The organism is Pseudomonas morbosilactucae (genome assembly GCF_023241665.1).
Classification (GTDB): Bacteria; Pseudomonadota; Gammaproteobacteria; order Pseudomonadales; family Pseudomonadaceae; genus Aquipseudomonas; species Aquipseudomonas morbosilactucae.
In genome coordinates, this window is record NZ_JALQCX010000011.1 from 414,804 (window position 1) to 440,069 (window position 25,266).

27 protein-coding genes and 1 pseudogene are annotated in these 25,266 nt (G+C 63.6%); 9 read left to right on the forward strand and 19 right to left on the reverse strand.

Annotation, left to right across the window (positions count from 1 at the left end; translation table 11 throughout):
- Window positions 1–48: 48 nt before the first annotated feature.
- Window positions 49–384, reverse strand: coding sequence for a DUF2025 family protein (locus M1B35_RS08515; RefSeq protein ID WP_123328486.1), 336 nt, complete (start codon window positions 382–384; stop codon window positions 49–51).
- 244 nt (window positions 385–628) lie between these two features.
- Between M1B35_RS08515 and M1B35_RS08520 the strand changes: the two genes are divergently transcribed.
- Both M1B35_RS08520 and M1B35_RS08525 read left to right on the forward strand, forming a co-directional pair.
- Complete coding sequence (locus M1B35_RS08520) at window positions 629–1,756, forward strand: glycerophosphodiester phosphodiesterase (RefSeq protein ID WP_268261687.1); 1,128 nt, start codon at window positions 629–631, stop codon at window positions 1,754–1,756.
- 2 nt (window positions 1,757–1,758) lie between these two features.
- Complete coding sequence (locus M1B35_RS08525; RefSeq protein ID WP_268261688.1) at window positions 1,759–2,439, forward strand: helix-turn-helix transcriptional regulator; 681 nt, start codon at window positions 1,759–1,761, stop codon at window positions 2,437–2,439.
- Window position 2,440: 1 nt separating this feature from the next.
- Here M1B35_RS08525 and M1B35_RS08530 read toward each other — a convergent pair whose 3' ends face one another.
- Window positions 2,441–3,328 carry a sterol desaturase family protein gene (locus M1B35_RS08530; RefSeq protein WP_268261689.1) on the reverse strand — a complete coding sequence of 296 codons (888 nt, stop codon included), beginning with the start codon at window positions 3,326–3,328 and terminating at the stop codon, window positions 2,441–2,443.
- Window positions 3,329–3,479: 151 nt separating this feature from the next.
- Here M1B35_RS08530 and M1B35_RS08535 point away from each other — a divergent pair, with 151 nt between their 5' ends.
- Window positions 3,480–3,797 carry a PepSY domain-containing protein gene (locus M1B35_RS08535; RefSeq protein WP_123328490.1) on the forward strand — a complete coding sequence of 106 codons (318 nt, stop codon included), beginning with the start codon at window positions 3,480–3,482 and terminating at the stop codon, window positions 3,795–3,797.
- Window positions 3,798–3,858: 61 nt separating this feature from the next.
- Here the strand turns inward: M1B35_RS08535 and M1B35_RS08540 are convergent, their stop codons facing one another.
- The 3 genes and pseudogenes from M1B35_RS08540 to M1B35_RS32170 all read right to left on the reverse strand — a co-directional run.
- On the reverse strand, window positions 3,859–4,305 hold the full coding sequence (locus M1B35_RS08540) for a hypothetical protein (RefSeq protein ID WP_123328491.1): 447 nt from the start codon (window positions 4,303–4,305) through the stop codon (window positions 3,859–3,861).
- A 109-nt stretch (window positions 4,306–4,414) separates the two neighbouring features.
- On the reverse strand, window positions 4,415–5,182 hold the full coding sequence (locus tag M1B35_RS32165; protein ID WP_425273399.1) for a methyl-accepting chemotaxis protein: 768 nt from the start codon (window positions 5,180–5,182) through the stop codon (window positions 4,415–4,417).
- Between the two features lie 165 nt (window positions 5,183–5,347).
- Window positions 5,348–6,100, reverse strand: a pseudogene (locus M1B35_RS32170) (methyl-accepting chemotaxis protein); the annotation flags it as partial.
- Window positions 6,101–6,304: 204 nt separating this feature from the next.
- Here M1B35_RS32170 and M1B35_RS08550 point away from each other — a divergent pair.
- Together M1B35_RS08550 and M1B35_RS08555 are read left to right on the forward strand one after the other, a co-directional pair.
- Window positions 6,305–7,327, forward strand: coding sequence for a transporter (locus tag M1B35_RS08550; protein WP_123328493.1), 1,023 nt, complete (start codon window positions 6,305–6,307; stop codon window positions 7,325–7,327).
- A 235-nt stretch (window positions 7,328–7,562) separates the two neighbouring features.
- Window positions 7,563–9,173, forward strand: a complete 1,611-nt coding sequence (locus M1B35_RS08555; RefSeq protein WP_268261691.1) for an inorganic phosphate transporter — start codon at window positions 7,563–7,565, stop codon at window positions 9,171–9,173.
- Window positions 9,174–9,199: 26 nt separating this feature from the next.
- Here the strand turns inward: M1B35_RS08555 and M1B35_RS08560 are convergent, their stop codons facing one another.
- The 6 genes from M1B35_RS08560 to M1B35_RS08585 all read right to left on the reverse strand — a co-directional run bounded on the left by M1B35_RS08560 (window position 9,200) and on the right by M1B35_RS08585 (window position 14,953).
- Window positions 9,200–10,522, reverse strand: coding sequence for a purine-cytosine permease family protein (locus tag M1B35_RS08560; protein WP_268261692.1), 1,323 nt, complete (start codon window positions 10,520–10,522; stop codon window positions 9,200–9,202).
- Window positions 10,523–10,633: 111 nt separating this feature from the next.
- Window positions 10,634–11,608: a 5-oxoprolinase subunit C family protein gene (locus M1B35_RS08565; protein ID WP_123328496.1), complete on the reverse strand. Its 975-nt coding sequence runs from the start codon at window positions 11,606–11,608 to the stop codon at window positions 10,634–10,636.
- Window positions 11,605–12,477: a 5-oxoprolinase subunit B family protein gene (locus M1B35_RS08570; RefSeq protein WP_123328497.1), complete on the reverse strand. Its 873-nt coding sequence runs from the start codon at window positions 12,475–12,477 to the stop codon at window positions 11,605–11,607. Before M1B35_RS08570 ends, M1B35_RS08565 begins: the two co-directional genes overlap by 4 nt.
- Window positions 12,474–13,847, reverse strand: a complete 1,374-nt coding sequence (locus M1B35_RS08575; protein ID WP_268261693.1) for an acetyl-CoA carboxylase biotin carboxylase subunit — start codon at window positions 13,845–13,847, stop codon at window positions 12,474–12,476. Before M1B35_RS08575 ends, M1B35_RS08570 begins: the two co-directional genes overlap by 4 nt.
- A 10-nt stretch (window positions 13,848–13,857) precedes the next feature.
- On the reverse strand, window positions 13,858–14,100 hold the full coding sequence (locus M1B35_RS08580; RefSeq protein WP_011062806.1) for an acetyl-CoA carboxylase: 243 nt from the start codon (window positions 14,098–14,100) through the stop codon (window positions 13,858–13,860).
- Window positions 14,101–14,194: 94 nt separating this feature from the next.
- On the reverse strand, window positions 14,195–14,953 hold the full coding sequence (locus tag M1B35_RS08585; RefSeq protein WP_268261694.1) for a 5-oxoprolinase subunit PxpA: 759 nt from the start codon (window positions 14,951–14,953) through the stop codon (window positions 14,195–14,197).
- Window positions 14,954–15,151: 198 nt separating this feature from the next.
- On the opposite strand from M1B35_RS08585, the gene M1B35_RS08590 reads away from it, so the two are divergent.
- Window positions 15,152–16,069 (forward strand): LysR family transcriptional regulator, encoded by a 918-nt coding sequence (locus M1B35_RS08590; RefSeq protein WP_268261695.1) that lies wholly within the window; start codon window positions 15,152–15,154, stop codon window positions 16,067–16,069.
- Between the two features lie 12 nt (window positions 16,070–16,081).
- Here M1B35_RS08590 and M1B35_RS08595 read toward each other — a convergent pair whose 3' ends face one another.
- The 4 genes from M1B35_RS08595 to M1B35_RS08610 are packed head-to-tail and all read right to left on the reverse strand — an operon-like array spanning window position 16,082 to window position 19,569.
- Window positions 16,082–16,666, reverse strand: a complete 585-nt coding sequence (locus M1B35_RS08595) for a PqiC family protein (RefSeq protein ID WP_268261696.1) — start codon at window positions 16,664–16,666, stop codon at window positions 16,082–16,084.
- On the reverse strand, window positions 16,663–18,354 hold the full coding sequence (locus M1B35_RS08600; RefSeq protein WP_268261697.1) for a PqiB family protein: 1,692 nt from the start codon (window positions 18,352–18,354) through the stop codon (window positions 16,663–16,665). The genes M1B35_RS08595 and M1B35_RS08600 overlap by 4 nt, the downstream gene beginning before the upstream one ends.
- Window positions 18,347–18,961 (reverse strand): paraquat-inducible protein A, encoded by a 615-nt coding sequence (locus tag M1B35_RS08605; RefSeq protein WP_123328503.1) that lies wholly within the window; start codon window positions 18,959–18,961, stop codon window positions 18,347–18,349. Before M1B35_RS08605 ends, M1B35_RS08600 begins: the two co-directional genes overlap by 8 nt.
- Complete coding sequence (locus tag M1B35_RS08610; RefSeq protein ID WP_268261698.1) at window positions 18,961–19,569, reverse strand: paraquat-inducible protein A; 609 nt, start codon at window positions 19,567–19,569, stop codon at window positions 18,961–18,963. The genes M1B35_RS08605 and M1B35_RS08610 overlap by 1 nt, the downstream gene beginning before the upstream one ends.
- 168 nt (window positions 19,570–19,737) lie before the next feature.
- Between M1B35_RS08610 and M1B35_RS08615 the strand changes: the two genes are divergently transcribed.
- Window positions 19,738–20,385: a TetR/AcrR family transcriptional regulator gene (locus M1B35_RS08615; protein WP_268261699.1), complete on the forward strand. Its 648-nt coding sequence runs from the start codon at window positions 19,738–19,740 to the stop codon at window positions 20,383–20,385.
- 12 nt (window positions 20,386–20,397) lie between these two features.
- Here the strand turns inward: M1B35_RS08615 and M1B35_RS08620 are convergent, their stop codons facing one another.
- On the reverse strand, window positions 20,398–20,832 hold the full coding sequence (locus M1B35_RS08620) for a multidrug/biocide efflux PACE transporter (RefSeq protein WP_123328506.1): 435 nt from the start codon (window positions 20,830–20,832) through the stop codon (window positions 20,398–20,400).
- A gap of 89 nt (window positions 20,833–20,921) precedes the next feature.
- On the opposite strand from M1B35_RS08620, the gene M1B35_RS08625 reads away from it, so the two are divergent.
- On the forward strand, window positions 20,922–21,776 hold the full coding sequence (locus M1B35_RS08625) for a LysR family transcriptional regulator (protein ID WP_123328507.1): 855 nt from the start codon (window positions 20,922–20,924) through the stop codon (window positions 21,774–21,776).
- 7 nt (window positions 21,777–21,783) lie between these two features.
- Here the strand turns inward: M1B35_RS08625 and M1B35_RS08630 are convergent, their stop codons facing one another.
- A complete protein-coding gene (locus tag M1B35_RS08630; RefSeq protein WP_268261700.1) occupies window positions 21,784–22,626 on the reverse strand; it encodes a LysR family transcriptional regulator in 843 nt (280 codons plus the stop codon).
- Between the two features lie 111 nt (window positions 22,627–22,737).
- On the opposite strand from M1B35_RS08630, the gene M1B35_RS08635 reads away from it, so the two are divergent.
- Window positions 22,738–23,463: an SDR family oxidoreductase gene (locus M1B35_RS08635; RefSeq protein ID WP_268261701.1), complete on the forward strand. Its 726-nt coding sequence runs from the start codon at window positions 22,738–22,740 to the stop codon at window positions 23,461–23,463.
- Window positions 23,464–23,514: 51 nt separating this feature from the next.
- Here M1B35_RS08635 and M1B35_RS08640 read toward each other — a convergent pair whose 3' ends face one another.
- Complete coding sequence (locus tag M1B35_RS08640) at window positions 23,515–24,756, reverse strand: RNA polymerase sigma factor (RefSeq protein WP_268261702.1); 1,242 nt, start codon at window positions 24,754–24,756, stop codon at window positions 23,515–23,517.
- Window positions 24,756–25,247 carry an SRPBCC family protein gene (locus tag M1B35_RS08645; RefSeq protein ID WP_123328511.1) on the reverse strand — a complete coding sequence of 164 codons (492 nt, stop codon included), beginning with the start codon at window positions 25,245–25,247 and terminating at the stop codon, window positions 24,756–24,758. The genes M1B35_RS08640 and M1B35_RS08645 overlap by 1 nt, the downstream gene beginning before the upstream one ends.
- Window positions 25,248–25,266 lie beyond the last annotated feature (19 nt).

The window sequence follows — 25,266 nt, forward strand, 5'->3', positions numbered from 1 at the left end:
CGGCAGCGACAATGCTGCCCGGCCCGCGCCCGTCCACCGGCCTGAGGATCAGCTGCGTGCGGTGGCCACCAGGCTGCGCACGGCACAGATCTCCGGTACGTCAGTGCGACGCATGTACACCCGCAGCGGCTCGGTGATGTGAATCCGATCGTCGATGTTCTGCTCCAGCAGCAACTGGATGAGCTCGCGCTTGAGGGTCATGGTCTGGTCGGTGGCCGGGGCCCAGACGAATTCGCTGGTGGGAATGATGGCGTCGTCGGCGACGTCCATGCCGAAGGAGTCTTCGCTGAAACGCACAATGTGCTTGCCGGTCTTGCGGTTGAACCCGACAAAACCCTGAAGCTGGTCGGCGGCCTGACAGATAAGTTCGGACGTAATGCGCATGGTAAACCTCACTCAAGGTCCCGCAGGACAGGTGGTCAATGGTTTACACGCTTGGCAGAGGGCACAGATGCTTATGGGGTTTCCCTCTGATGGGGAAACTGCAGGGGTCAAGACTACTGCAAAGCCGAGGAAAAAAACGCCCGAATAATTTTTTTGACACACAGCCATGGCGCTATGGCGATAGCGTAAGGCGTTGCCTATTGATAAAAGAGAACGCTCCCCCGGCCCCGAAAGGAACTCGAAGATGCCCGCGACCTTTTCCCTGAACGCCCTGCTGCTGAGCCTGCTGCTTGCCGCCAGCCAAACCCAGGCTGCCAGTGCGCACGATCCCAAGGCCGTGGCCGCCAGCCATGGCATCGCCTACCCGGCGGTGATCGCCCACCGCGGCGCGTCCTACGATGCACCGGAATCCACTGCAGCGGCCTACAAACTGGCCCGGGACCTGGGGGCCGACTATTTGGAGCTGGACCTGCAACGCAGCAAGGATGGTGTGCTGCTGGCCCTGCATGACGACAACCTGCTGCGCACCAGCGACGTAGCCAGCAAGTTTCCCGAGCGCAAGAACAGCTCCGTCAGCGCCTTTACCCTGGCCGAACTGAAAACCCTCGACGCTGGCAGTTGGTTCAACCAGGCCTATCCACAACGCGCCCGCCCCAGTTATGTCGGCCTGCAGATCCTGACCCTGGATGAAGTGATCGATATCGCCCAGGGCAATCCGCAGCACAAACCCGGGCTGTATATCGAGACCAAGGGCCCCAGCCATTTCCCGGGCATCGAGCAAGACCTCAAGGCCAAGCTGCAGGAACGTGGCTGGCTGAACACCTCCGGCGTCCCTTCGGAAAAAGGCCAGCAGGCCATCGGCGAGGGCAAGGGCCGTGTGGTGTTGCAGACCTTCGACAAGCACAGTCTGGAACTGCTGCGCCAGGCCATGCCCAACGTGCCCGCCGTGTTGCTGCTGTGGGTGGCTGAAGGCAGCATCGAACCGCTGTCCAAGGTCAAGTTCGCCGACAGTGGCGAGCCTGACAAAGCCCACTATTACGCCAAGCAACAACCCAAGGACCGCGCCGCGTTCCAACAGTGGGTCGACTACGCCAAGGCCCAGGGCGCCGTCGGTACCGGCCCTTCCGTGGCCCTGCGCCAGGGTGGCGACCAGAGCTACGCGGACCTGGTGCAACCCTGGATGAATCAATACACCCACGAACAGGGCCTGCTGGTGCACGCCTACACCGTCGATGAGCCGGTGGACTTCAAGCAGGTGCTGGACGCCGGTGTCGACGGCATCTTCAGCAACCGCAGCGCGGAGTTGCTGACCTACCTCAAGCGCCCGCCCAGCCGCAGCGTGGCCCAAGTGCTTGACGCCAACGGCTACTGAGGATGGCCCTGCAACAGTGGCGCGGCCGGTTGTGGCTGGGGCCTGACTACGCCCTGCTGCAAGGCACCCTGGGGCCCACCGCGGCCCATGCCCACTACGCCCATCAAGTACTGATTGCGCCCGAGCAGCCGGTCACCCTCAGCCTCGATGGCGTGGTGCAAACCACCCACTGGCTGTTGATTGAAAGCTTGCGGAGGCATGCCATTGTCGAGGCCCCCGGCGAGGTATTGAGTGTCTACGCCGAACCACGGCTGCTGAATGGCGGCACCTTGCACACGCATCTGCGGGGCGCCGAATGTTCGTTGCCGGGCCTGGAAGCGGCCCTGCGCCAATGCCCGCGCCAGCCCCTCAGTGACAGCCGGGTCAGCCTGGCACTGATGGCCCTGGATAACGCCCTGACAGACAAGGTCCCCGCGGCGACCCTGGCGGCCCGGGCCCACCTCTCCCTGAGCCAGCTGGAACGCCTGTTCGCCCGGGACGTGGGCCTGCCCGTGCGGCGCCTGGTGCTGTGGCGACGCCTGCGCCTGGCGATGGCCCTGGTACTGACCGGGCAGCGGGTCACCGAGGCCGCCCATGGCGCCGGGTTTGCCGACTCGGCGCACTTCTCCCGGACCCTCAAGAGCCTGTTCGGCGTCACGGCCGGGCAAGCCCTGCAAGGTCTTGAACTGCGCGTACTGGATTGACTCAGGAGCGCAGTGGCTTAGGCACCGGTGGCTCATCGCTCAACGTCACCGCCAGGAATGGATCACACAACTGCGCCCGGTAATCCCGTGGAAAGTCCGGGCGGCTGCCAATGCCCAGGTCGCCGTCGCGAATGGGGTACTCGGCACTGTGGAAGGCCGTGCCCAACAGCCAGTCCCAAAAAGTGAAGAACAAGGCGAAATTCACATTGCCGGCCTTGCCGTACTTCATGTGATGAAAGCGATGCACCGGGGCCCAGGCAAAGACCCAGCGCAAAGGCCCCAGGCGCATATCGACATTGGAATGCTGCAACAACAGCTGGACGGCAATGGCCCAGGCCAGCAACTCGGCCACCGATAGGGGAATGCCCAGCACCAGTAACGGCAACAAGCCGGCGGACGCTTCCACGGCCTGGTGCAGGGGATGCTTCATCAAACCGTTGAACCCGTACAGCCGTTGCACGCTGTGGTGCACCGCGTGCAGGCGCCAGAGCCAGGGCAGCCGGTGACTGAAGTAATGGGCCAGGGTGATGCCACAATCGGCCACCACGATTGCCAGCAACAACTGCCCCCACAACGGCCATTGCCGGGGCCACAGGCCATCCACCGCCAGCAGGCTGACCATTACCGGCAACAGCAACAGGCCCAAGGCATTCAGGCTCTCATTGACCAAGGCGTGCAGCGCATCGCGCCGGCGATCCTGGCGAGCACGGTTCCAAGCGGGCTCATAAGGCAGCCACCACTCGGCCAGAAACGACACCCCGAGCGCCAGCGCAAACAGTGCCAGCAGCCACCCCGCCGATGCCCCGCGCTCGCCCACCCAAAAAATTCCGGCGCCGATAAAACCGACCCAGAACAGCGGCCCGTACAGCACTTTGATGATCCACCGCATAACCGCCTCCATTGATTGAGGCGCCAGCTTGCCGCCCGGTGAATAAGCGGCGATTGAACAAACGGCGCAAAGCGTCCGCGTAATTAAGGGTGAATTAAGTTCAGCTGGTTAACCTGAGGCCACTTAAACAGCTCACCCAAGGAATCAAGACATGAAAAAGCTCACTGCCCTGTTCGCTGCCACTGCCCTGACCCTGACTGCCGGCCTGGCCCAAGCCGACGTTCGCCCGGACTTGATCCCTGGCCTGCTCAAAGCCGGCAGCATCATGGACCTGGAAAAACTCAACCAGGCCGCCCTGGCCCAACACCCAGGCACCACCGCGACCAATATCACCGACACCGAGCTGGAGCAGACCGCTGCTGGCACCTATGTCTACCAAGTCGAACTGCGTGACACCAAAGGCGTGGAATGGGACGTGGACCTGGACGCCAAGACCGGCAAAGTCCTGAGCAACAAGCAAGACAAGTAACCCCCACACAAAAACGCCGCGTGACCCCAAGGTCGCGCGCGTTTTTGTGTGCGCTGAAAAATCAGGCGGTGGTGCTGACCAGCGAACCGGACGTACTGCTGTCGGAGTCCTGCAGGGCCTGCAACAAGGCCGCGGTGGCGGTTTGCAGCGAAGCGCTGGTGGAGGAAACCTGAGATTGCGCGGCGGCCACGTTGGCAGCCTTGGCGTCAGCGCTTTCTTCCTTGGCTTGGGCGGCCTGCAACTGGCGCTGTTCTTCCTGCAACTGCTTTTGCAGTTCGGCGATCTGCTTGCGCAGTTCCTTGACAGTATCGGACTCCTCGCTGCTGCTCGAACTGCTGTCGCCAGCCGGCGCTGCGCCGCCGGCCGGGGCCGCTTTGCTCGAATCGCTGGTGCTGTCGGTGGCACCGATCGCCGTGCTGTCGGTGGTGGTTTCGCTGTCGCTGCTCGCGGCTTTGGTGGTGCTGCTGGTGAGGGGCTGGGTAATGGTGACGGAGGTGAGGCTGACCATGGGTAATGTCCTGACGGGTGATGGGATAACCGGTCATCGACAGCACAAGGTCCAGCTTGAGAGTGATCGTGTATCGACACAGTAAGCATGTCGATACAGACCCGGCCCATCAGGCGCTCAAGCGCGCCGTCACTTCATTCAACTGACCAGACAAGCCGTGCAAGTTGCGGCTTGCCGCCTCGGTGCGCTGCACGTTGTCGAGATTGGTACTGGCGATGGCGGTGATCTCGGTGAGGTTGCGAGAAATGTCCTCGGCCACCGATGTCTGCTCTTCCGCCGCCGTGGCGATCTGCCGGTTCATGTCACGGATCGCCTCCACCGCTGCCGTAATGCGTTCGAGCATCGCCCCGGCCTGGGTCACTTGCTCGACACTTTCCTCACTGCGCGACTGGCCGCTTTCGATGGCCTGGGCCGCATCCACCGCACCGGTCTGCACCGTGTGGATGATCTGATTGATCTCGCTGATGGACGCCGCCGTGCGCTGGGCCAGGCTACGGACTTCGTCGGCGACCACGGCAAACCCGCGCCCGGCCTCACCGGCCCGGGCCGCCTCGATGGCCGCATTGAGGGCCAGCAGGTTGGTTTGCTCGGCGATCCCGCGAATCACTTCCAGGACCTTGCCGATCCGTCCGCTGTCGCTTTCCAGGCGACGAATCACTGTGGCGGTGTTGGCAATCTCGCCACGCATCTGGGTGATGGTGTGAATGGTGCCCTGCATCACCTGCTCGCCCTGCTGCGCCGAGTGATCGGCATCATCGGCGGCCCGCGCCGCATCGGCGGCGTGGCGCGCCACTTCCTGGGCCGTCGCAGACATTTCGTTCATCGCCGTGGCTACCTGATCGGTGCGGTTGAATTGCTCATTAGTGCCTTGGGACATCAGCCCGGCAATCGCATTCAGTTCGCCGCTGGCGCTGTCCAGGTCCGAGGCACTGCGCTGCAGACGGTTAAAGGTTTCCGCAAGGAAATCGCGCAAGGTGTTGGCCGCCACGGCCAGCTTGCCCAGCTCATCCTGGCGGGTACTGGCCACGCGCTCGGACAGACGGCCACGGCTCAGTTGGGCCACGTACTCGATCAACTCACGGATCGGCTGCACCAGGCTGCGGTTGACCAGCCACAGGCTGAACAAACCAATCAACGCCCCCGAGACCAGCATCACCAGAATCCCGATCCATACCGTGCGCTCGGCGTCGGCACTGATCAGCAAGGACTGCGCGCCGCCCTGCTGGCGCAACTCGCTGACCAGGCTGCTCATCTGCTCGCTGGTGGCGCGGTCCACGCCCTTGACGGCTACATCGCCGGCCGCCGCATCAGCCCCGGCCGCCACGTAGGCGTCACGCCCTTTCTGGTAGGCACTGCCCAACAAGCGATGCTCTTCACGCAGGCGCTCGATGCGGGTCTTGAGCGCACTGTCGACCCCAGGCGTTGCCGCCAATTGCCCGAGAATGTCCTGCACCTCGCGCTGCCGCGCCTCGAACTGGGTCCAGTACTTGTTCAGTTCCTGAGGCTCCTTGCCGCGCAACAAAACGTTTTTCCATTCCTGCACCTGCACCTTGAATTGCAGGTTGGCTTCATCGATCAACTGGGAGGTGTGCAAAGGTCCGTCGATCAGGGCGCGATAGCTTTGCACGCCACTGGACAGAAAATGAAAACACGCCAAGGCGATCAACAGCATCGCCAGCAGGCTGCCGCTCAACAGGGTGAGCACTTGCGCTCTCAGGGATTTTTGCAAAGACATCGTGGGGATCTCATGGCGGGGATAAAGCAGGCCCAAAACACCTGCGTAACGTCGTGACATCCCTGTCGGGCACACCTAAAGGTGCCTTGTGTTGTCAGCGTGATCGGCGCGTCGAAGACTTTCTTGAGCCACGCCGACTGCCGGTTATGACCCCCTTATATTGCTCGCCGAACTGTCACAAAAACGTCAAAAAACCTTGGGATGATAGGGCTCAAGTGAACCTGTGAAACCCAGCCACAGGCGCCCTCTCTCCTGCGAGACGCCATGAACCACAGCATCGACCAAAGCCACCGTGATTCCGACCTGTTCGGCCTGCTGTACGGCTTCAGTTTTCGCCCTGGCGAACGCGGTCGCGAGCTGGACTCGGCCAAGGCCCTACAGGCCCTGCAACACCCTGACGACGGCGACGAATTCCTCTGGTTGCACCTGAACCTGGCCCACGCGGCGTGCGAGCGCTGGATGAAGGCGCACCTGCAATTGCCCGAGGAGTTCTTCGAGGCCCTGCACGAGGGGTCGCGCTCCACACGCATCGAACACGTGGACTCGGCCCTGCTGGCGGTGGTCAACGACGTGGTGTTCAACCTCAGCAACATGGTGTCTTCGGACATTTCCACGCTCTGGGTCTGTGCCCGCAGCCGCCTGATCATCAGCGCCCGCCTGCAGCCCCTGCACTCGGTGGACAAGCTGCGCTCATCGGTCAAGGCCGGCGAATGCTTTCGCTCCCCCCTGGAACTGCTGGTGCACCTGCTGCGGGACCAGGGCGAAGTGCTGACCCAGATCGTGCGCAAGACCAGCCTCAGCGTCGATCAGATCGAAGACCAGTTGCTGGCGGCCCGGGTCGCCAGCAACCGCGCCGAACTGGGGGCCATGCGTCGGGTGCTGGTGCGCCTGCAACGGCTGCTGGCCCTGGAGCCCGGCTCCCTGCTGCGGCTGCTCAACCGGCCACCGCAATGGCTGCAGAAGGAAGACGTCAAGGAGCTGCGCAAATCCACCGAAGAGTTCGCCCTGATCATCAACGACCTCACCGCCTTGGGCGAGCGCATCAAACTGCTGCAGGAAGAGATCGCCGCCAACCTCAACGAGCAGAGCAACCGCACCCTGTTCACCCTGACCGTGGTCACGGTGCTGGCGCTGCCGATCAACATCATCGCCGGCTTCTTTGGCATGAACGTGGGTGGCATTCCGTTTTCCGGAGACCCGGAGGGCTTCTGGATCCTGGTGGCGCTGGTGGCCACCTTCACCGTGATCGCCGGGCGCTGGGCCTTCCGCAAGCGCCAGGACTACTGACCCCACCTTGCCGGCGAAGGCGCCCCCAAGGTAGGTGCCAGGCTTGAGGGCCTCTTCGCCGGCAAGCCGGCTCCTACGGGATGAGCGGGATGGCGGGATGAGCACGATGGCCGCGCGGGATCGACCTGATCAACGGAACGGCTCAATCGCGTAAACCATGATCTGAGGCAGCCTCTCTGTAACATTTGGCAACGATCATGGGCGACATTCCTCCCACCCACAGGATTGTCCGGCCATGGCCACCCCATCCCTGACTGCCGCCACCTCCCGCCCCGAGACACGCCCCTCACTGGATAAAAAACCTGGCCCCTTCACCCTTGTGGTGTTCTTTGCCGTGCTGGCCATGGGGTTGTTGTTCACCGCCTACAGCCTGGTGCACGACATGCACGAACTGGGCACCACGGTCACCACTTGGACGCCCTTTCTGTTGCTGGGCGTGGCGCTGCTGATCGCCCTGGGCTTTGAGTTCGTCAACGGCTTCCACGACACCGCCAATGCCGTGGCCACGGTGATCTACACCCATTCGCTGCCGCCGCACTTCGCGGTGGTCTGGTCGGGTTTCTTCAATTTCCTCGGGGTCTTGCTGTCCAGCGGCGCGGTGGCCTTCGGCATCATCGCCCTGTTGCCCGTGGAGCTGATTTTGCAGGTGGGCTCATCGGCCGGTTTCGCCATGATCTTCGCCCTGCTGATCGCCGCCATCTTGTGGAACCTCGGCACCTGGTGGCTGGGGCTGCCGGCCTCGTCGTCCCACACCCTGATCGGCTCGATCATCGGCGTCGGCGTGGCCAATGCCCTGATGCACGGCCGTGACGGCACCAGCGGCGTGGACTGGGGCCAGGCCACCAAGGTCGGCTACGCCCTGCTGTTCTCGCCCTTGATCGGCTTCGTCTTCGCCGCCCTGCTGCTGTTGGCCCTGCGCCTGTTCGTGAAGAACCGTGCGTTGTACAAGGCCCCCAAAGGCAATACCCCGCCGCCGTGGTGGATTCGCGGCATGTTGATCCTGACCTGCACCGGGGTGTCGTTCGCCCACGGTTCCAACGATGGGCAAAAAGGCATGGGCCTGATCATGCTGATCCTGGTGGGCACCCTGCCGATGGCCTATGCGCTGAACCGCACCATGCCGGCAGACCAGGCCCTGCAGTTCGCCGCTGTGGCCGAAGTCACCCAACAAGCCCTGGTGAAAAGCGCACCGCAACCGGCACCGGCCGACCCGCGTCCCGTGCTCTCCGAATACGTGCGCAGCAAACAGGCCAGCCCCGAACTGATCCCGGCCCTGGCCGCCCTGGCCGGCTCCATCGGCAGTGAGGTCAAGGGTTACGGCTCGCTGTCCAAGGTGCCCGCCGAAGCCATGGGCAACGTGCGCAACGACATGTACCTGACCAGCGAAACCATTCGCCTGATGGACAAAAACGCGGTGGGCAATTTCGACGCCGACACCCAGGGCAAGCTGCAACTGTTCAAGCAGCAGATCGACAACGCCACGCGCTTTATTCCGCTGTGGGTGAAGATCGCCGTGGCCATCGCCCTGGGCCTGGGCACCATGGTCGGCTGGAAACGCATCGTGGTGACCGTCGGCGAGAAGATCGGCAAGACCCACCTGACCTACGCCCAGGGTGCCTCGGCAGAAACCGTGGCCATGCTGACCATCGGCGCGGCGGACATGTTCGGCCTGCCGGTATCGACCACCCACGTCTTGTCCTCGGGGGTGGCCGGAACCATGGTGGCCAATGGCGGCGGGTTGCAGATGCGCACCATCCGCAACCTGGCCATGGCCTGGGTCCTGACCTTGCCGGCGGCGATCCTGCTGTCGGGCAGCCTGTACTGGCTGTTCACCCAACTGTTCTGATCAGCGCCCGCTTGCCCGCCGCCCTGTCAGCCGACGGCGGGCAAGCGGCCCCGCAAGCGACTGGCCAGCCCGGCCTGCAAGGCAAACGCCAGGACCCCGGTCAGCGGCGCCGAGAAACTGGCCAGGCCGCCCCCCGCCCACATCAGCATCAGCCCCAGGGCCGTGCCGCCGAACCAGGCTGTCAGCCCCACCGGGTTGAAGGCCGCCACGCGATCAATCGCCGCCACGTCGGTACGCCCCAACAGAATCTGCGCCAAGGCCACGCCGACCCAGGCCACGACAAAGATCCCCTGATAGGCCAGGGCCTTGAGCAGGTAGGCGAACACATCCGCCAGCATCAGGCCGTAGACAATGATCCCCACCGCCACCGCCCACATCAGGTAGGAGCCGCGCAGACCGAAACGACCGAAGAACGCCTGCATGTTCAAGGTCGCCAGGTAGTAGTTGGCGGTGTTGATCCGGGTTTGCGTGGCCCAGACGAACAACAGCCCCCAGAGCCCCATCAACTGCAAGATCGCCATCACCACCGAGACTTCATTGAGCGCGCCTTCATGGGGAATGCTGCTCACCAGGTAGATCCCCGCGGCGCCGTTGAGCAAAAAGGTCACCGCGTAGAACGGCATGCCGAAGTTCCAGCGACCGTGATAAGCGGCGTCTGCCGGCTTGCCGAAACGTGCGTAGTCGAAGGTGAACAGCATCAGGATCCACACCCCCATGTAGGCTACGAAGCAATCCCACCAGCCCGTGCTACTGGGATTGGCCGGGCCGAAATCCAGCCATTGCGGCTGGTAGCCATAACGGCTGATGGACAGGCCCACGGCGAACAGCAAGCCACCCAGATACACCGGCAACAGCACACCGTTGAGCTTGTCCAGCCAGTGCTGCACGCTGCCCAGGATCAGCGGCACGCTGTACAGCACCACCACCAGCGCCGCCAGCGGATACTGCAGTTGCGGGTATAGGTGGTTGAGGGCCACGGCGATCACCGAACCTTCGAACACCGCGTAATAGATCGCCGTGGAGAAGAAAATCAAGGTCGCCAGGCAGGCCCCGGTGCTGCCAAACAACAACCGTGAAAACAGCGCCACCGAGAGCCCGCTGCGCATGGCGAAGCGGCTGAGCACAGTGTTCACCAGGCCATAACTGAGCACCGACAGGAGCATGCCGATCAGTGCATTGCGGGTGCCGTAAGACAGGGCCAGGGAAGCGCCGACGACGATGTAGAACATCGCGCTGCACACCGCCCACCAGGCCATGGTCAGGGACAGTCGCCCCATGCGCGCCTCACTGGGCACGGCAACGCTGGTCGGGTCCTGCCCGGTTTGATTCGATTGCGATAAAGCTGCCATTGGCGTGAACTCCAGAACCAATCAAGGGTTGAAGCGCGGGCAGCCGTCACCGCACCGAAGTGCGGCGTTGGCGTACCTTTTGGCATGGCCCGCGCGATGCGGCGGGCAGAGTCAGGAAGGGAAGAGCTTGTTCAGACAGCTGAGCTTTTTCTTATAGGAGCGCCGGGCTTCCAGCGCTTCTTCGAGGGTCACCGCCACAAAGCGGGCCTTCTGGTTGGGCTGCATCTGGCCGATCAGGTCGAGGTCGGCACTGATCACCGTGCCGATCATGGCGTAGCCGCCACCGGACACCGCATCCCGGTGCAGGACAATGGGTTCAAGCCCTGCCGGCACCTGGATCGAACCGATGGGGTAGCAACTGTCGACGATGTTCGACGGATCGGAACCCGCGCCGAACGGCTGCTCCCGGGGCTGGAAGCTCAAGGCGCTGCCGCCCTTGAAGCGATAGCCGATGCGGTCGGCTTCCGAACCCACGGTCCAGGGTTCGGCGAAGAAGCTGACCTTGGCCGCGTCGCTCAAGCGTTCGTAGTACAGGCCCGGCACTACCCGCAGGGTGATTTCGCCCCCAAGGGATTGGCGCAGCGCCATGGGCAAACTGGCACCGGGACGGCTTTTGCCGCTGGCGACACCCACCGGCAGCTCATCCCCAGCCGCCAAACGCCGCCCCTGAAAACCGCCCAGGGCGCCCAAGGCATAGGTCGAGCGACTGCCCAACACCAGCGGCACATCGATGCCACCGGCCACCGCCAGGTACGCTCGGGCCCCAGCCTTGGGAAAGTCGAAGCGCAGCACTTGCCCGGCCTTGACCGCAAAGGCGGTGTCCAGGTGCATGTCCACACCATCGAGTTTGGGCGTCATATGGGCGCCGCAAACCGCCACCAGGGCATCGGCGCTGAACGCAAGCTCCGGCCCGAGCAGCGTGCACTCCAGCCCGGCCGCTCCTGCCGGGTTGCCCACCAACTGGTTGGCCGCGCTCAGAGCGTACTGGTCCAAGGCGCCAGACGGCGGAATCCCCAGGTGATAGAAACCTTCGCGCCCCAGGTCCTGCACCGATGTGGCGAGGCCCGGTTTGATGACCTTGATCATGCCAGCACCTCCTGCAGCGACTTGGGATAGCCGACCGGGTCGGCAATGAACGCATCCAGGGAAAACTCCACCTCGCGAATACGCAAGTCAAAGCGCCCGGCCTCGACTTCGGCCACCGCCTGGTCGTAAGCCTCGCGGTCGATGGGCTTGAACTGCACGATGTCCCCCGGGCGGAAGAACACCATGTGCGCCTTGAGGTAAGCCAGTTGCTGCTGCGGGTCGTAGATGGGGGCCGGGGTGACGCCGAACATCTGGTAACCGCCGGCACCGCGCACCGAGTAGATGCAGCCGAAACAGCCGCCATGACCCAGGGTCAGTTTTGGCGTATCGGTGCGCGGCCGCAGGTACTTGGGCACCTGCAACTGCCGCTCACGCTCAACCATCTGGAACATGAACGGCAGCCCGGCAACAAACCCCACCATGGAGACGAACCAGGGCGCACCGCTGTGGGCGGCGATAAAAGCATCGACGTCCGCCAGACCGTTGATCCGCGCTGCGTACTCCAGGTCCGTGGCGCTGGGGTCCTGGTGCCGGTCACGAAAGCGCATCAGGGTTTCATGGGTCCAGGGGTCGTTGTAGAGCACCGGGATCTCGATGATCCGGGTGTGCAGGCTGCGCTCGGCCACCGCCCCGGCCTCGGCCTGCTGCACCGCCTCCAGCAGGGTGTGCGGGGCGATGCGGTCCGGGTCGAAGCGGATCTGGAACGAGGCATTGGCCAGGCACACATCCAGCACCCCATCCAACTCCAGGCGCTCCACGGCGCGGGTTACCGCCATGCCCTTGAAGAAGGCTTCCAGGGACATGCTGTCGCTGACTTCGGCGAATAGGTGCTCATCGGCACCAAAGCTGTAGCGGATCGGCTGGCTCATGCGACACCTCCGGCGCGGCGCTCGGCCAGCCAGGTTTCCAGGGTTCCCGTGTGAAAATCGGCCTGCTGCAGCCAGGGTTCGGCCAGCAGTTCACGGTGCAGCGACAAGGTACTGGCCATGCCGGTCAAGGTGGTGTGTTCTACGGCCAGCCGCGCCCGGGCCAGGGCCTCGCCACGGTCACGCCCGTGGACGATCAGCTTGGCCAACAGCGAATCGTAATAAGGCGGCACCACATAGCCCGGGTACAAGTGACTATCGACCCGCACTCCCGCCCCTTCCGGCCAGATCAACTGCTCGACCTTGCCCGGGCTGGGGAAGAAATCCCGTGCCGGGTCTTCGGCGTTCAAGCGCATCTGCAAGGCCGCGCCATTGAGTTGGATATCGCTCTGGCGAAAACCCAGGGGCTCGCCCCCAGCAATGCGCAACATGGCCTGGACCAGATCGATACCGGTGATCAGTTCGCTGATGGGGTGTTCCACCTGAATCCGCGTGTTCATCTCGATAAAGAAGAACTCGCCGGTGCTGTCGTCGTAGAGGTATTCCAGGGTGCCGGCGCCCTGGTAGCCCAAGGCTTCGGTGAGGCGCACGGCGCTGCTGCACAATTGCTCACGCTGCTCGGCGCTGAGCACCGGCGACGGTGCTTCCTCGAAGATTTTCTGCCGCCGCCGTTGCAGCGAGCACTCGCGCTCGAACAGGTGCACTGCGTGTTTACCATCGCCCAACACCTGGACTTCGATGTGCCGCGCACGGCCAATGAAACGTTCCAGGTACACCGCGCCATTGCCGAAAGCCGTCTGGGCTTCCCGTTGCGCTCGAGGGAATTCCTCGACCAATTGCGCCGCATCCTGAGCCAGGCGAATCCCCCGCCCGCCACCGCCGGCACTGGCCTTGATCAACAGCGGAAAGCCCACGTTTTCAGCGGCCTTGAGCGCGGCGTCCAGGTCGAAGAGTTCACCCGGGGAGCCCGGTACCACCGGCACTCCCGCCGCCTGCGCGGTGCGCCGGGCTTCAGCCTTGTCGCCCATGCGGCGGATGGTCTCGGCACTGGGCCCGACGAAGATTGCTCCGGCCTTGACCACCGCCTCGGCGAAGTCGGCGTTCTCGGAAAGAAAGCCATAGCCCGGATGCACCGCATTGGCACCGCTGGCCTGCAAGGCACCGAGCAGGGCCTGGACATTCAGGTAGCTCTTGTCGGCCCGCGCCGGGCCAATGATCTGCACGTCATCGGCCATGCGTGCGGCCATGGAATCGGCATCCGCCTCGCTGCAAGCGGCAACGGTAGGAATCCCCAGGGCCTTGGCCGCGCGAATGATGCGCACGGCAATCTCGCCACGGTTGGCCACCAGTAATTTGTTAATTGATCCAGTCATGCCCCGGCCCTCACTGTTCGAGCGTCGCGACGACCTGACCCGGTTCCACCGGATCACCGTCTTCCACCAAAAAGGCACTGACTTGACCCGCGCTCCCGGCGGTCAGTTCGGAGAACTGCTTCATGACTTCAATCAGGCCGATCACGGTATCGGCGCTGACGGAGTCGCCGACCTCGACGAAAGGTGCCGATTCCGGAGTGGCCTTGCGATAAAAGGTGCCCGGCAAGGGGGTGATAACACTGTATTCGGCCATGTCTGTTCCTTTTGGAATAGTTGTAGAAAGGCAGGCAAAAAATCAAAACCAGGTGAAACCCGCGTCTGCGCGCGGTGCTTCGTGTGGATGCGCCTCAGCGCGGTGCACGCACCTCGATGCCGGCCTGATCCAGCGCCGTGCGGGTGGCTTCCACCAGATCCAGAGCGCCCGGGGTGTCGCTGTGCAGGCAGATGGAGTCGAACTCGATGGCCAGGTCCTCGCCTTCAACGGTACGCACCAGGCCGCTTTGGCAGGCGCGCAGCACCTTGGCCGCCACGGCCGCCGGGTCCAGGGCGCGCACTTGGCGGGTGAAGACGATGGAACCGCTGAGGTCGTAATCGCGGTCGGCGTAGAACTCGCGGATCACCGGCTGGCCCAGCTCCTGGGCGATGTGCCAGATCACCGAATTGGGCATGCAATACAGCAGCAGCTCAGGCTCCAGCTTGCGCAGGTTCTGCACCAACAGCCGCGCGGCTTCCTCGTCCCGGGCCAGGTGCATGTAGAGCGCGCCGTGGGGTTTGATGTGCTGCAACTTGAGGCCCTGGACCCGGGCCAGCTCACGCAGGGCACCGAGCTGATAGAGCATGTCGTCGACCAATTCCTGGGCCGGTGCATTGATGTGTCGGCGGCCGAAACCCACCAGGTCACGGAACCCCGGATGAGCACCAATGGCGACACCCAAACGCTTGGCCTGTTCGATGGTGCGGCGCATGGTGCCAGGGTCGCCAGCGTGAAAGCCGGTGGCGATATTGGCCGAGCTGATAAAGCCCATCAGCTCGGTATCAACGCCATCGCCGATGGTCCAGGGACCGAAGCTTTCGCCCATGTCCGAATTGAAATCCACTGCCTGCATCACTGTTGCTCCAACTCTCGTGACTTCGTGCAGTGAAAATTAGAGCGGCCTTGACCCCTTGGGAAGATCTATTATCAGATAGAGCATCTTCTGAAAAACAGATAAAGCTACCAGGCAGCGTTGCCTTTTACGGCAACGGCGTCTGCTGGGTCGCTTTCGCCGGCAAGCCGGCTCCTACAGAGTGATGGGGAATGGAACATGTCGTTGACCTTGCGCCAGGTGCGCTACTTCGTGGCCACTGCGGAAATCGGGCAGATCTCCCAGGCGGCGATCCACTTGAATATCTCGCAGTCGGCAGTGACCACGGCGATCAAGGAGCTGGAGGCGATGCTCGCCGTGCAGTTATTCGTGCGCTCAGCCCAGGGCATGAACCTGACCGACGCCGGGCGGCATTTTCTCAACCGTGCCTATGTGATTTTGCGCAGTGTCGACGATGCACTGAACAGCCCGCTGCCGGACTACCGAGCCAGCGGTGTGCTGCACCTGGCGGCCAGCTACACGGTGATCGGCTACTTCCTGCCACACCACCTGCAACGCCTGGAGCACTGGCACCCGGACGTCACCATCGAGCTGCATGAACAGGAACGCCGGGCCATCGAGCAAGGGTTACTGGAGGGGCGTTTCGACATGGCGGTGGTGCTCACCGCCAACCTGACTCACCCGGACATCGTCTCGGAAACCCTGTTCAACTCCGAACGCCGGCTGTGGCTGCCGGCGCACCACCCGCTCTGCGAACGGGCCAGCATCAGCCTGGCGGACGTGGCTAAAGAACCCTTCATCCTGCTGACCGTCGACGAGGCCGAGCAGAGCGCCATGCGCTATTGGGAACAGGCCCATCAACAGCCTCAGGTGCGGGTGCGCACCAGCTCGGTGGAGGCAGTGCGCAGCATGGTGGCCAACGGCAGCGGCGTAGCGATCCTCTCAGACCTGGTGCATCGGCCCTGGTCGCTGGAGGGCAAGCGCATCGAAACCCTGACCCTCAGCGATGCCGTCACCCCCATGAGCGTGGGCCTGGCCTGGCACCGGGAACGGGCCTTCACCCCGGCCATGCAGGCGCTGCGCGATTACTTCCACGATGCGTTCCTGGCGCCCCAGCAACTCTCCGCCCGCCGCTAACGATGCCTGCCTTCAGGGACAGGTCCAGCGCTGTGCAGTGGCGGCGATCTGCCCGGCCAACTGGGCAATGGCCTGTTGGTGGGCCTGCACCAGGCTATTCAGTTCAACACCTGCTGGCTGGCGGATCTGGCTGCTACAGGTGAGGCTGCGGGCCGGACCACCCTCGCCCCGAAGGCGCAGGCTCCAGACCACATCGATCAGCGCGTAACGCCCGGGCAGGGATTCGAAGCGCCGCACATCGGTCTGCAACGACAGCACCGGGCGCCCGGGCTGCTTGGGCAAGCCTTCGAGGTTACGCGTGCCGAGCTTCTGCTCCATCTGGCTGGCCAGGGCGTCGTGGAACTCGTCCACCAGGGGCGCGCTCCAGCGCTGGGTTTCGAGGATCGCCAGGGTGCCGCTGTCCTGACGCACTACCAACTGCGGCTGGTCCACCTGGACCGGGATACGCACCGTGGACATTTCGAACTGCAGGCTCCCGGTCCGGGCCACAGCGCTGCCTTCGGCCACCGGCGGCATCAGGGTGTAGTAATGGGTCGGCGCGGAGCTGCAAGCGGCAAGTCCCAGGCTCAGGCACAACAACAGGGCTGGTTTTTTCATGGCTGGGCTTCCGACGCGGATTCACGAACCGAGGTGGACGGAGACTGGTAGGCATCCGGTTGATTGTCTTTCAGGCGACCGCGAATCAGCGCCTCGGGATGACGGCCCAGGAAGTCGGTGAGTACCCGCACCGAGCGGGCGGTGCGCTGCACCTCTTCCATGGCCTGGCCCAATTGCAGGCGTTGCGGCGAGTCTTCAGAGAAGCTGTCGTTGGCACTGGCCAGGGTCTTTTTCGTCTGTTCCAGGGTGTCACGCATTTGCGGCAAGACGTCGCCGTTGACCTGTTTCAGGGTCTTCTGCATTTCCCCCAGGCTGGCGTTGAGGTTGTTGGCGATGGCGTCGATCGGCAATTTGCTGATCTTCTCCACCACGGCCTGCAACTGCTCCTGCAGCTTGTCCAGGCTGCCCGGCACCGTCGGGATTTCCAGAGGCCGTGCGCTGGCATCGAATGCCACCGGCTTGGCCTTGGAAACGAAATCCAGGGAAATGTAGAGCTGGCCGGTCAGCAGGTTACCGCTGCGCGCCTGGGCCCGCAGGCCCTGCTTGACGAACGCAGCGATCAATTGGGCGGAGCGGGCATCGTCTTCGCCGCCGAACTCCTTGAGCAGTTTTTCGTGGGCCTTGCCCAGGCGATCCGGGTAGATCACGGCCCCCACCAGGGTCGGGAAATACTGACGTTGCTCGTCGTAGTCCAGGTCCATGGACACCACCTTGCCGACGTTGACCCCAAGGAACTCCACCGGTGCATTGACCGCCAGTCCACGCAGGGGCTGGTCGAAACGCATGCGGATGTAGCGCGGCTGGCCATCAGGCGGTGCCAGGGCCGTTTCCTGATCGCCGAACAGGGTGTATTCGGCGTGTTCCGGGGCCGGCTTGGCATCGGGGCTGTACTTGGGTTCGACGAAGGCAATGCCGCCGGCGAGGATCGAGGACACCGACTCGGTGTTGACCTTCAGGCCGTTGGCACCGAGGGTCACATCCACGCCGCTGGCGTTCCAGAAACGGCTGTCGGTGGTGACGTACTTATCGTTGGGCGAGTTGACGAAGATCTTCACGTCCACGCCCTTGCCACTATTGGCCAACTGATAGGACACCACCTGCCCGACTTCGATGCGCCGGTAGTAGACCGGCGAGCCGATGTCCAGGGAGCCCAGGTCGTCCGTGTGCAGAGTGAAGCGCTTGCCTTTCTGCCCGTAGGTGATCGGCGGTGGGGTTTCCAGGCCCTTGAAGCTGTTTTTGCGTTTCTCCGATTTGCCGGCATCGGCGCCGATAAAGGCCCCGGACAGCAAGGTGTCGACCCCGGACACGCCGTTGGCGCCGATGCGCGGGCGCACCACCCAGAACATCGAGTCGTCAGCGGTGAAGGGTTCGGCGGACTGGTCCAGTTCGACCTTGGCCAGCACCTTGCGGCGATCGTCGCTCAAGGCGATGGAAGTCACCTTGCCGATCACCACGTTCTTGTACTTGACCTGGGTCTTGTTGGCCTCCAGGCCCTCGGCCGTCTGGAAGCTGATGGTGATTTCCGGCCCGGCCGAGAGCGACTTGTTGACCACCATGGACAGCCCTACCAAGGCCGCGACGATGGGCACCAGCCACACCAGCGAGACATTGAAACGGCGCGTCCTGACCGCTGGCGTACCCGGGGCGGCCTGGGGCTTTGAAGCGTTGGAACCTGGATGATCAGACATCTTCAACCTCTACATCCCAGATAAGCCGGGGATCGAAACTCATGGCCGCCAACATCGTCAGCACCACCACCAAACCAAAAAACAGAATGCCCATCCGCGGATCGATGGAGCTCAGGGCCCGAAACTGCACCAGGGCCGCCACCAGGGCCACCACCAGCACATCGAGCATGGACCAGTAGCCGATCAACTCGATAAACCGATAGAGCCGGGCACGTTCACGCTGGGCCCAGCGGCTGCGGCGCTGGCATGTGACCAGCAAGGTGCCGAGGACAAAAAACTTGATGCAGGGCACCACCACGCTGGCGATGAAAATCAACAGGGCAATGTCCCAGGAGCCGTGTTTCCAGAACTCCACCACCCCGCTCATGATGGTGTTTTCACTGCCACTGCCAAACATGCTGGTGTGCATCACCGGCAACAGGTTAGCCGGGATGTAAAAGATCACGCTGGCCACAAGGAAGGCCCAGGTGCGGCTCAGGCTGTTGGGCTTGCGCGCGTGCACAGGCGATTCACAGCGCGGGCAGTGGTGCTGATGCTGCTCACACGCCTGGCCGCAGGTGTGGCAGAGCATCAGGCCCAAGTCACGGGCATAGGGCGGTGCACTCATCAATAGCGGCCCTCGAGGTCGTCCCAAAGGCTGCGGATGCCCTTGCCGGAAATCAGGATGATCAGCACCGTCAGCATCGACAAGGCCCACAAGCCGAGCCCCGGATGCACATCGAGCATGCCCGCCAGCTTGACGATGGCCACCAGGATCCCCAGCAGGCACACCTCCAGCATGCTCCAGGGCCGCAGGTGTTCCAGGGCGCGCATGCAAGCCTTGAAGCCCGGCGCCGCGCGGCCGACGTTGGCATGGCCCAGCACCCAGCACAGCAGGATGATCTGCAGGCAAGGCGCAAGAATGATGGTCAACCCGGCAACGGCGGCAATCAGGCTGATACGGCCCTGGGCCAGGGCCTCCACCGATTGCCAGAGGGTGGCTTCGTTACTCAGGCCCTCCAGGCTGATCTGGATCACTGGGAACAGGTTGGCGAACACGAACAACAACGCTGCGGTGATCGACAGGGCAAACAACTGCTGCACATTCAAATGCCGCGCGCGCACCAGGACCGCGCCACAGCGTGAACACTGGGCGGTCTGGCCTTTGGCGAGCGGCACCGGTTCGAATACCGAATCGCAGTGTTCGCAAATGATCCAGGGACGAGAAATAGTCATGGTCTTCAGAGGGCCGGGTGGGCGGCAGGTTCAGGGCAGGAACCGGCCGGCGCGTATTTTCGACAAAAGTAGAGGACAGTGTCTAGTTTTGTTTGAGGACTCTTCTTGTTTACGGACTGTGCGCCAGCATCTACGCCATAATAGGCGCCCCGGGAATTTTCGCAGACCATGACCGACTCCACGCCCCTCCCCGTCAAACCTCAGCGTGCGCCCAAGCAGACTCGCGGGCATGAACGCGTCATGGCGATTCTCGATGCCTGCGCACGGCTGCTGCTCAGCCACGGCGTGGCCAACCTGACCATGCACGGCATCGCCCGGGAAGCCGGCACCTCCATCGGCTCGCTGTACCATTTCTTCGCTGATAAACAACAGGTACTCGATGCGCTGGGGCAACGCCATATCGTCGCCGTGAGCCACATCACCGAGCCGTTGCTGGCGGTGGATGCACAGCAGTGGCGGGAGATGAGTTGCCGGGGGGTGATCGAGCGCATGATCCTGCCGATCCTGCATTACCTCGAACAACACCCCGACCTGTTGCAGATGATCAACCCGGGCTTCGCCACCGGCCAGCTCCAGGCGCCCGAGCTGCATGCCCGGGTGAAAAGCGTCTATGAGCAGATTTTCAGCCTGCGCCTGCCCCAGGCCAGCGCCGAGCAACGGGCCACCTATGTACTGGCCATGTTTGGCCTGCCCATGGGCCTGTTCCAGTTGGCCCAGGAGCACAGCCAACTCAAGCATGTGCTCCTGCTGCAAGAAGCGCCGCGGGCCATGGAGGCGTACCTCGAAGCCATTGAACGCCAGCACCGCAACGCCTGAAGCGATCGGCGCCTAGTGCGCCAGGTGCTGTTGCAGCCACTTGGCCCGCAGCACGTCGTAGGCCCAGTGGTAGAGATAGGTGTAGGGCAGGAAAAACAGCAGCACGCCGATGTCCAGGAGAAACGCCTGCAACAGGCTGACGTTCAGCCACCAGGCAATCAGCGGTACCCCCACCGCCACCAGCCCGCCCTCGAACAGCACGGCATGCACGAGCCGGGTCCAGCCATTGTGGGCAAGCCCGAAGCGCTTGAGCCCACGGTCGAACAGGGCGTTGAAAACCACGTTCCAGGCCAGGGCGAGCAGGCCGATGCCAATGGTAACCGCGCCCATGTCGACCATGGGTTTGTCCATCACCCACGCCAGCAACGGGGTGCAGATCAATACCGCCAGCAACTCGAAACCCACCGCCTGACAAACCCGTTCGGTCAACGATTTAGAGGTGTTCATGGCCCTGCTCCGTGAGTGAATGAGGTTGCGATCATCCAGGATCGGCCCGATACTTCATAACCAATAACCATCGATCAAGGCGATAGTTCATGGCCTCACATGAAGTGCTGCTGGCCTTTGTCCAGGCGGCCACCCAGGGCTCGTTTTCCGCAGCGGCACGCCAATTGGGCAAGAGCCAGTCGACCATCAGCGCCGCCGTGGCCAGCCTGGAAATCGACCTCAATGTGCAACTCTTCGACCGCAGCAGCCGCAAGCCCGGCCTGACCCCAGCCGGCTACGTGTTATTGCAGCGTGCGGAAGAGATCCTGGCCGCCACCAGCCGCTTGGAAATGGCCGCCAGCCAGTTGTCCCAGGGCGTGGAAGCCAAACTCACGGTGGCCCTGTCCGACACCTATCAGTCGGACCGTTTCGAAGCGTCGCTGCAAGCGTTCGAAGCGCGCTACCCGGACCTGGAACTGGAATGCCTGATTGCCGAATGCGAAGACCTGGTGGCCCTGGTGCAAAGCGGCCGGGCGCAAATCGCCTTTGCCGAGATGCAGCCCAGCTACCCGGCGGACCTGGAACACGCCACCGTGGAAGAGCGCACCGAAATCGCCCTGTTCGTTGCCCGTGATCACCCCCTGGCGCAACTCAAACAGCTCGACCCAGAGAACCTGGAACAGCACCGCGAACTGCGCCTGGCAACAATCATCAACCCCTATGAAAGCCGCGCGCGGGGCCGGGTCTGGTCGGCGGCCAGCTACCTGATGCTGCTGGAAATGGCCCAAGGCGGCTTCGGTTGGGCCGCATTGCCCCGCTGGTTGGTGGAGCGTTTTGGCGCCGGCACGCTGCAAGAACTGAACGCCCGTGGCTGGCCCCGCCCGGTGGCGGTGGACGCACTGTGGTCACGCCTGCATCCACCGGGCCCGGCGGGCAGTTGGCTGTTGGCGAAAATGCTCGAATAACCCGCCGTCAGGCGGCAACTGTGCGCGCTGGTGGGTGGTTCTGGAAGTACTCCAGCAAGGTGCGCAAGGTGCCTGATTCCAGGGCCTGGGCGGCGTAGCACAGCCCCACCCGCCGGCTCGGTGCCGGCAAGTGCAGAGCGCGGGTTACCACCCCTTCCCGCCCCAGCAGCAGGGACTGGGGCAGCATCGCCACGCCCACGCCTGCGGCCACCAGGTGCAGGGCCTGTTTCAGCGATCCGGCATGCCCGGCCAGGGTCTGCGGCGAACGGCCATACAGTGCCATCAAGCGTTGGTGAGAAGGGTGCTGCGGGCAGGTGATCCAGTCATCGATCGGCACCCAGGCTTGCCCGGCCGGCGACTGGGCCATGGGATGGGCTGCGGGCAACGCCAATACATAGGACTCTTCCCACAGCGGCAGAAACAATTCGTCCTCGCAGCACATCTCCTCCACCGCCAGCCGGGCATCGCCCACACAGCCCTCTTGCAGGGTCAGCAACAGCCCGGGCAACGCCTGGTGAGCCATACGCACAAAGGCGCCCACCTGACTGTCGGCAACGTCCCCCTCCACCCCCAACGTCAGTGGCGAGCGGTCTTCCTGGCCGCGAAACAGTCGGCTCAGGGCCTCGGCTTCAGCCACCATGCGCCGAGCCTGGGGATACAAAACCCGGGCCTGCTCACTGACCTCCACACCACGGGGTTGACGCACAAACAGCGTGGTTCCCAGTTCCTCTTCCAGTTGCTTGATGGTCACCGACAAGGTGGGTTGGCTGATAAACAAGCGCTGGGCGGCGACAGTGATGTTGCGTTCCTCGAACACCGCGAGAAAGGCTTTGAGATGGCGAATATCCATAGGAAATTCCGATACCAGAGAGAGGAATAAGGCATTTTTCAGTTATGCACACAGTAAATACACTGCCGGCCAGCACTCGTCATTTGTTTTTCTTATTTCAGGAGTCATCCCATGAGCAAGCCACTGGTCATCATCACTGGCGCCAGTTCCGGTATCGGTGAAGCCGTTGCCCGGGCACTGTCGGCGGCCGGCCATCCGCTGTTGCTGCTGGCCCGACGCATCGAACGCCTGGAGGCTCTGGGCCTGCCCAATACCCTGAGCCGCGGCGTCGACATCACCGATCGTGCCGCGCTGCTGGCGGCGGTCCAGGACGCCGAAGCCCGGTTCGGCCCGGCAGACGCCTTGATCAACAACGCCGGGGTGATGCTCCTGGGGGAAATGAGCAAGCAGGACCCCGAACAGTGGGACCGCATGCTCGACGTCAACGTCAAAGGCCTGCTCAACGGTGTGCATGCCGTGGTTGCCGGGATGATCGAGCGCAAGGCCGGCACCCTGATCAACGTCAGCTCGGTGGCCGGGCGCAAGACCTTCCCCAATCACGTGGCCTACGTGGGCACCAAGTTCGCGGTCCATGGCCTGTCGGAAAACCTGCGCGAAGAGCTGGCGCCACACAATGTGCGGGTCATCACCATTGCTCCAGGCGCGGTGGAGACCGAACTGCTGAGCCACACCACCGACGAAGGCATCAAGAGCGGCTACCAGGCCTGGAAGCAGGACATGGGCGGCACCGTGCTCAGCGCCGAGGACGTGGCCGGGGCGATCCAGTTTGCCTACGAACAGCCGCCCCACGTGTGCATCCGCGAAATCGTCCTGGCTGCCACCCGCCAGCAGGCCTGACGCTCATTCCCGGGCGCGCTCCAACGGTCGCCAGCACCCGACTGCCAGCACTTAAAGCTGCTGGAGGCGGCGCTCGATAAAGCGCCGTTCGGGCAGTTGCTGGGTCAAGGCCAGCGCGCGCTCATACGACGCCCGTGCCTGCTCCACCTGGCCTAGCTGCCGGCAAAACTCGGCACGGGCCGAGTGGGCCAGGTGGTAATCCTGCAGATCCCCGCGCTGCAAAATCGCCTCCACCCGCTCCAGCCCCGCCAAAGGCCCGTCGCGCTGGGCAATGGCCGCGGCCCGGTTGAGTTCAATCACCGGCGAGGGCACCCGCCGCAACAGCACGTCATACAGGCCGACAATCTGCTCCCAGTCGGTGGCCTGCGCACTGCTCGCCTCGGCGTGTACCGCGGCAATCGCCGCCTGCAGGCAATAGGGCCCGCTACGTCGATAGCTCAAGGCCCGTTCGACCAGCGCACACCCCTCGGCCATCGCCTCGGCATTCCACAGCGAACGGTCCTGCTCATCCAGCAGGATCAGCTCACCGCTGACCGAGACCCGCGCCTGGCGTCGTGACTCATGCAGCAGCATCAGGGCCAGCAGCCCCATGACTTCGGGCTCCGGCAGCAACTCCATCAGCAAGCGCCCCAGGCGAATGGCCTCGCGGGTCAGTTCATCGCGGGTCAGCTCACTGCCCATGGACGCCGAGTAACCCTCGTTGAACACCAGGTAAATCACCCGTAGCACACTCTCCAGGCGCTCGGGCAGCTCGGCCATGGACGGCACCTGATAGGGAATACCGGCATCGCGAATCTTGGCCTTGGCGCGCACGATGCGCTGGGCGATGGTGGCCGGGCTCACCAGAAAAGCACGGGCGATTTCCTCGGTGGTCAGGTCACAGATTTCCCGCAGGGTTAGCGGCACCTGGGCGTCCGCCGCCAGCGCCGGGTGGCAACAGGTAAAAATCAAGCGCAAGCGATCGTCTTCCACCTCTTCGCCACTCCAGTCCGCCTGTTCCAGTTCTTCCAACTGGCTGGCCAGCAAGGCCTGGGACGCGGCAAAACGGGCGCGGCGGCGCAGGCCGTCGATGGCCTTGAAACGCCCGGTGGACACCAGCCAGGCTCGCGGGTTGTCCGGTACGCCATCGCGTTGCCAACGTTCCACGGCGACAAAAAAGGCCTCGTGCAAGGCCTCTTCCGCCAAGTCGAAATCCCCCAGCAGGCGAATCAGGGTCGCCAGAACCCGCCGCGACTCCGTGCGGTAAACCGTCTCCACCCGGGTTGGGACGGTTGCGCCCGGCGGCGTCGGCATCAGTCCTTCATCCCTTGGGTGACCAGGGCCACCAGGCGCTCCAGGCTCTGCCCCCAGCCCTCATGAAAACCCATGGCTTCGTGGGCCTGGCGGTCCTCCGCGGACCAGTGCATGGCCCGGGCGGTGTACAGGGTCTGGCCGTCCTGTTCCTCAAAGGTCACTTGCGCGGTCATGAACGGCTTGGCGGACGGGATCCATCCCGGCAGGTAGGCATCGGTGAAGACCAGCCGCGACGGCGCGACGATCTCCAGAAACACGCCCATGGTCGGGTACTCGCTGCCATCGGGCGCGCGCATCAGGGTGCGAAACTGGCCGCCGACCCAGAGGTCCATTTCGCATTCCGGGGTGGTCATGCCGTGGGGCCCCCACCATTGGGCCAGCAGGTGCGGCTCGGTCCAGGCGCGAAATACGCGATTACGCGGTGCATCGATCAGGCGGCTGATGGACAGTTCAAAGGGGGCGGGCGAGCGGCCCGACAGGTCGTGGCTCATCGCGAAACTCCTGTTCTTT

Coding starts and splice junctions, on each gene's coding strand:
- M1B35_RS08625 (WP_123328507.1), top strand. CDS start 20,922: ATGGCCTCACATGAAGTGCTGCTGGCCTTTGTCCAGGCGGCCACCCAG.
- M1B35_RS08560 (WP_268261692.1), bottom strand. CDS start 10,522: ATGGCAGCTTTATCGCAATCGAATCAAACCGGGCAGGACCCGACCAGC.
- M1B35_RS08595 (WP_268261696.1), bottom strand. CDS start 16,666: ATGAAAAAACCAGCCCTGTTGTTGTGCCTGAGCCTGGGACTTGCCGCT.
- M1B35_RS08570 (WP_123328497.1), bottom strand. CDS start 12,477: ATGAGCCAGCCGATCCGCTACAGCTTTGGTGCCGATGAGCACCTATTC.
- M1B35_RS08605 (WP_123328503.1), bottom strand. CDS start 18,961: ATGAGTGCACCGCCCTATGCCCGTGACTTGGGCCTGATGCTCTGCCAC.
- M1B35_RS08580 (WP_011062806.1), bottom strand. CDS start 14,100: ATGGCCGAATACAGTGTTATCACCCCCTTGCCGGGCACCTTTTATCGC.
- M1B35_RS08525 (WP_268261688.1), top strand. CDS start 1,759: ATGGCCCTGCAACAGTGGCGCGGCCGGTTGTGGCTGGGGCCTGACTAC.
- M1B35_RS08630 (WP_268261700.1), bottom strand. CDS start 22,626: ATGGATATTCGCCATCTCAAAGCCTTTCTCGCGGTGTTCGAGGAACGC.
- M1B35_RS08640 (WP_268261702.1), bottom strand. CDS start 24,756: ATGCCGACGCCGCCGGGCGCAACCGTCCCAACCCGGGTGGAGACGGTT.
- M1B35_RS08550 (WP_123328493.1), top strand. CDS start 6,305: ATGAACCACAGCATCGACCAAAGCCACCGTGATTCCGACCTGTTCGGC.
- M1B35_RS32165 (WP_425273399.1), bottom strand. CDS start 5,182: ATGTCCCAAGGCACTAATGAGCAATTCAACCGCACCGATCAGGTAGCC.
- M1B35_RS08530 (WP_268261689.1), bottom strand. CDS start 3,328: ATGCGGTGGATCATCAAAGTGCTGTACGGGCCGCTGTTCTGGGTCGGT.
- M1B35_RS08585 (WP_268261694.1), bottom strand. CDS start 14,953: ATGCAGGCAGTGGATTTCAATTCGGACATGGGCGAAAGCTTCGGTCCC.
- M1B35_RS08520 (WP_268261687.1), top strand. CDS start 629: ATGCCCGCGACCTTTTCCCTGAACGCCCTGCTGCTGAGCCTGCTGCTT.
- M1B35_RS08540 (WP_123328491.1), bottom strand. CDS start 4,305: ATGGTCAGCCTCACCTCCGTCACCATTACCCAGCCCCTCACCAGCAGC.
- M1B35_RS08575 (WP_268261693.1), bottom strand. CDS start 13,847: ATGACTGGATCAATTAACAAATTACTGGTGGCCAACCGTGGCGAGATT.
- M1B35_RS08645 (WP_123328511.1), bottom strand. CDS start 25,247: ATGAGCCACGACCTGTCGGGCCGCTCGCCCGCCCCCTTTGAACTGTCC.
- M1B35_RS08555 (WP_268261691.1), top strand. CDS start 7,563: ATGGCCACCCCATCCCTGACTGCCGCCACCTCCCGCCCCGAGACACGC.
- M1B35_RS08535 (WP_123328490.1), top strand. CDS start 3,480: ATGAAAAAGCTCACTGCCCTGTTCGCTGCCACTGCCCTGACCCTGACT.
- M1B35_RS08515 (WP_123328486.1), bottom strand. CDS start 384: ATGCGCATTACGTCCGAACTTATCTGTCAGGCCGCCGACCAGCTTCAG.
- M1B35_RS08615 (WP_268261699.1), top strand. CDS start 19,738: ATGACCGACTCCACGCCCCTCCCCGTCAAACCTCAGCGTGCGCCCAAG.
- M1B35_RS08610 (WP_268261698.1), bottom strand. CDS start 19,569: ATGACTATTTCTCGTCCCTGGATCATTTGCGAACACTGCGATTCGGTA.
- M1B35_RS08620 (WP_123328506.1), bottom strand. CDS start 20,832: ATGAACACCTCTAAATCGTTGACCGAACGGGTTTGTCAGGCGGTGGGT.
- M1B35_RS08565 (WP_123328496.1), bottom strand. CDS start 11,608: ATGATCAAGGTCATCAAACCGGGCCTCGCCACATCGGTGCAGGACCTG.
- M1B35_RS08600 (WP_268261697.1), bottom strand. CDS start 18,354: ATGTCTGATCATCCAGGTTCCAACGCTTCAAAGCCCCAGGCCGCCCCG.
- M1B35_RS08635 (WP_268261701.1), top strand. CDS start 22,738: ATGAGCAAGCCACTGGTCATCATCACTGGCGCCAGTTCCGGTATCGGT.
- M1B35_RS08590 (WP_268261695.1), top strand. CDS start 15,152: ATGTCGTTGACCTTGCGCCAGGTGCGCTACTTCGTGGCCACTGCGGAA.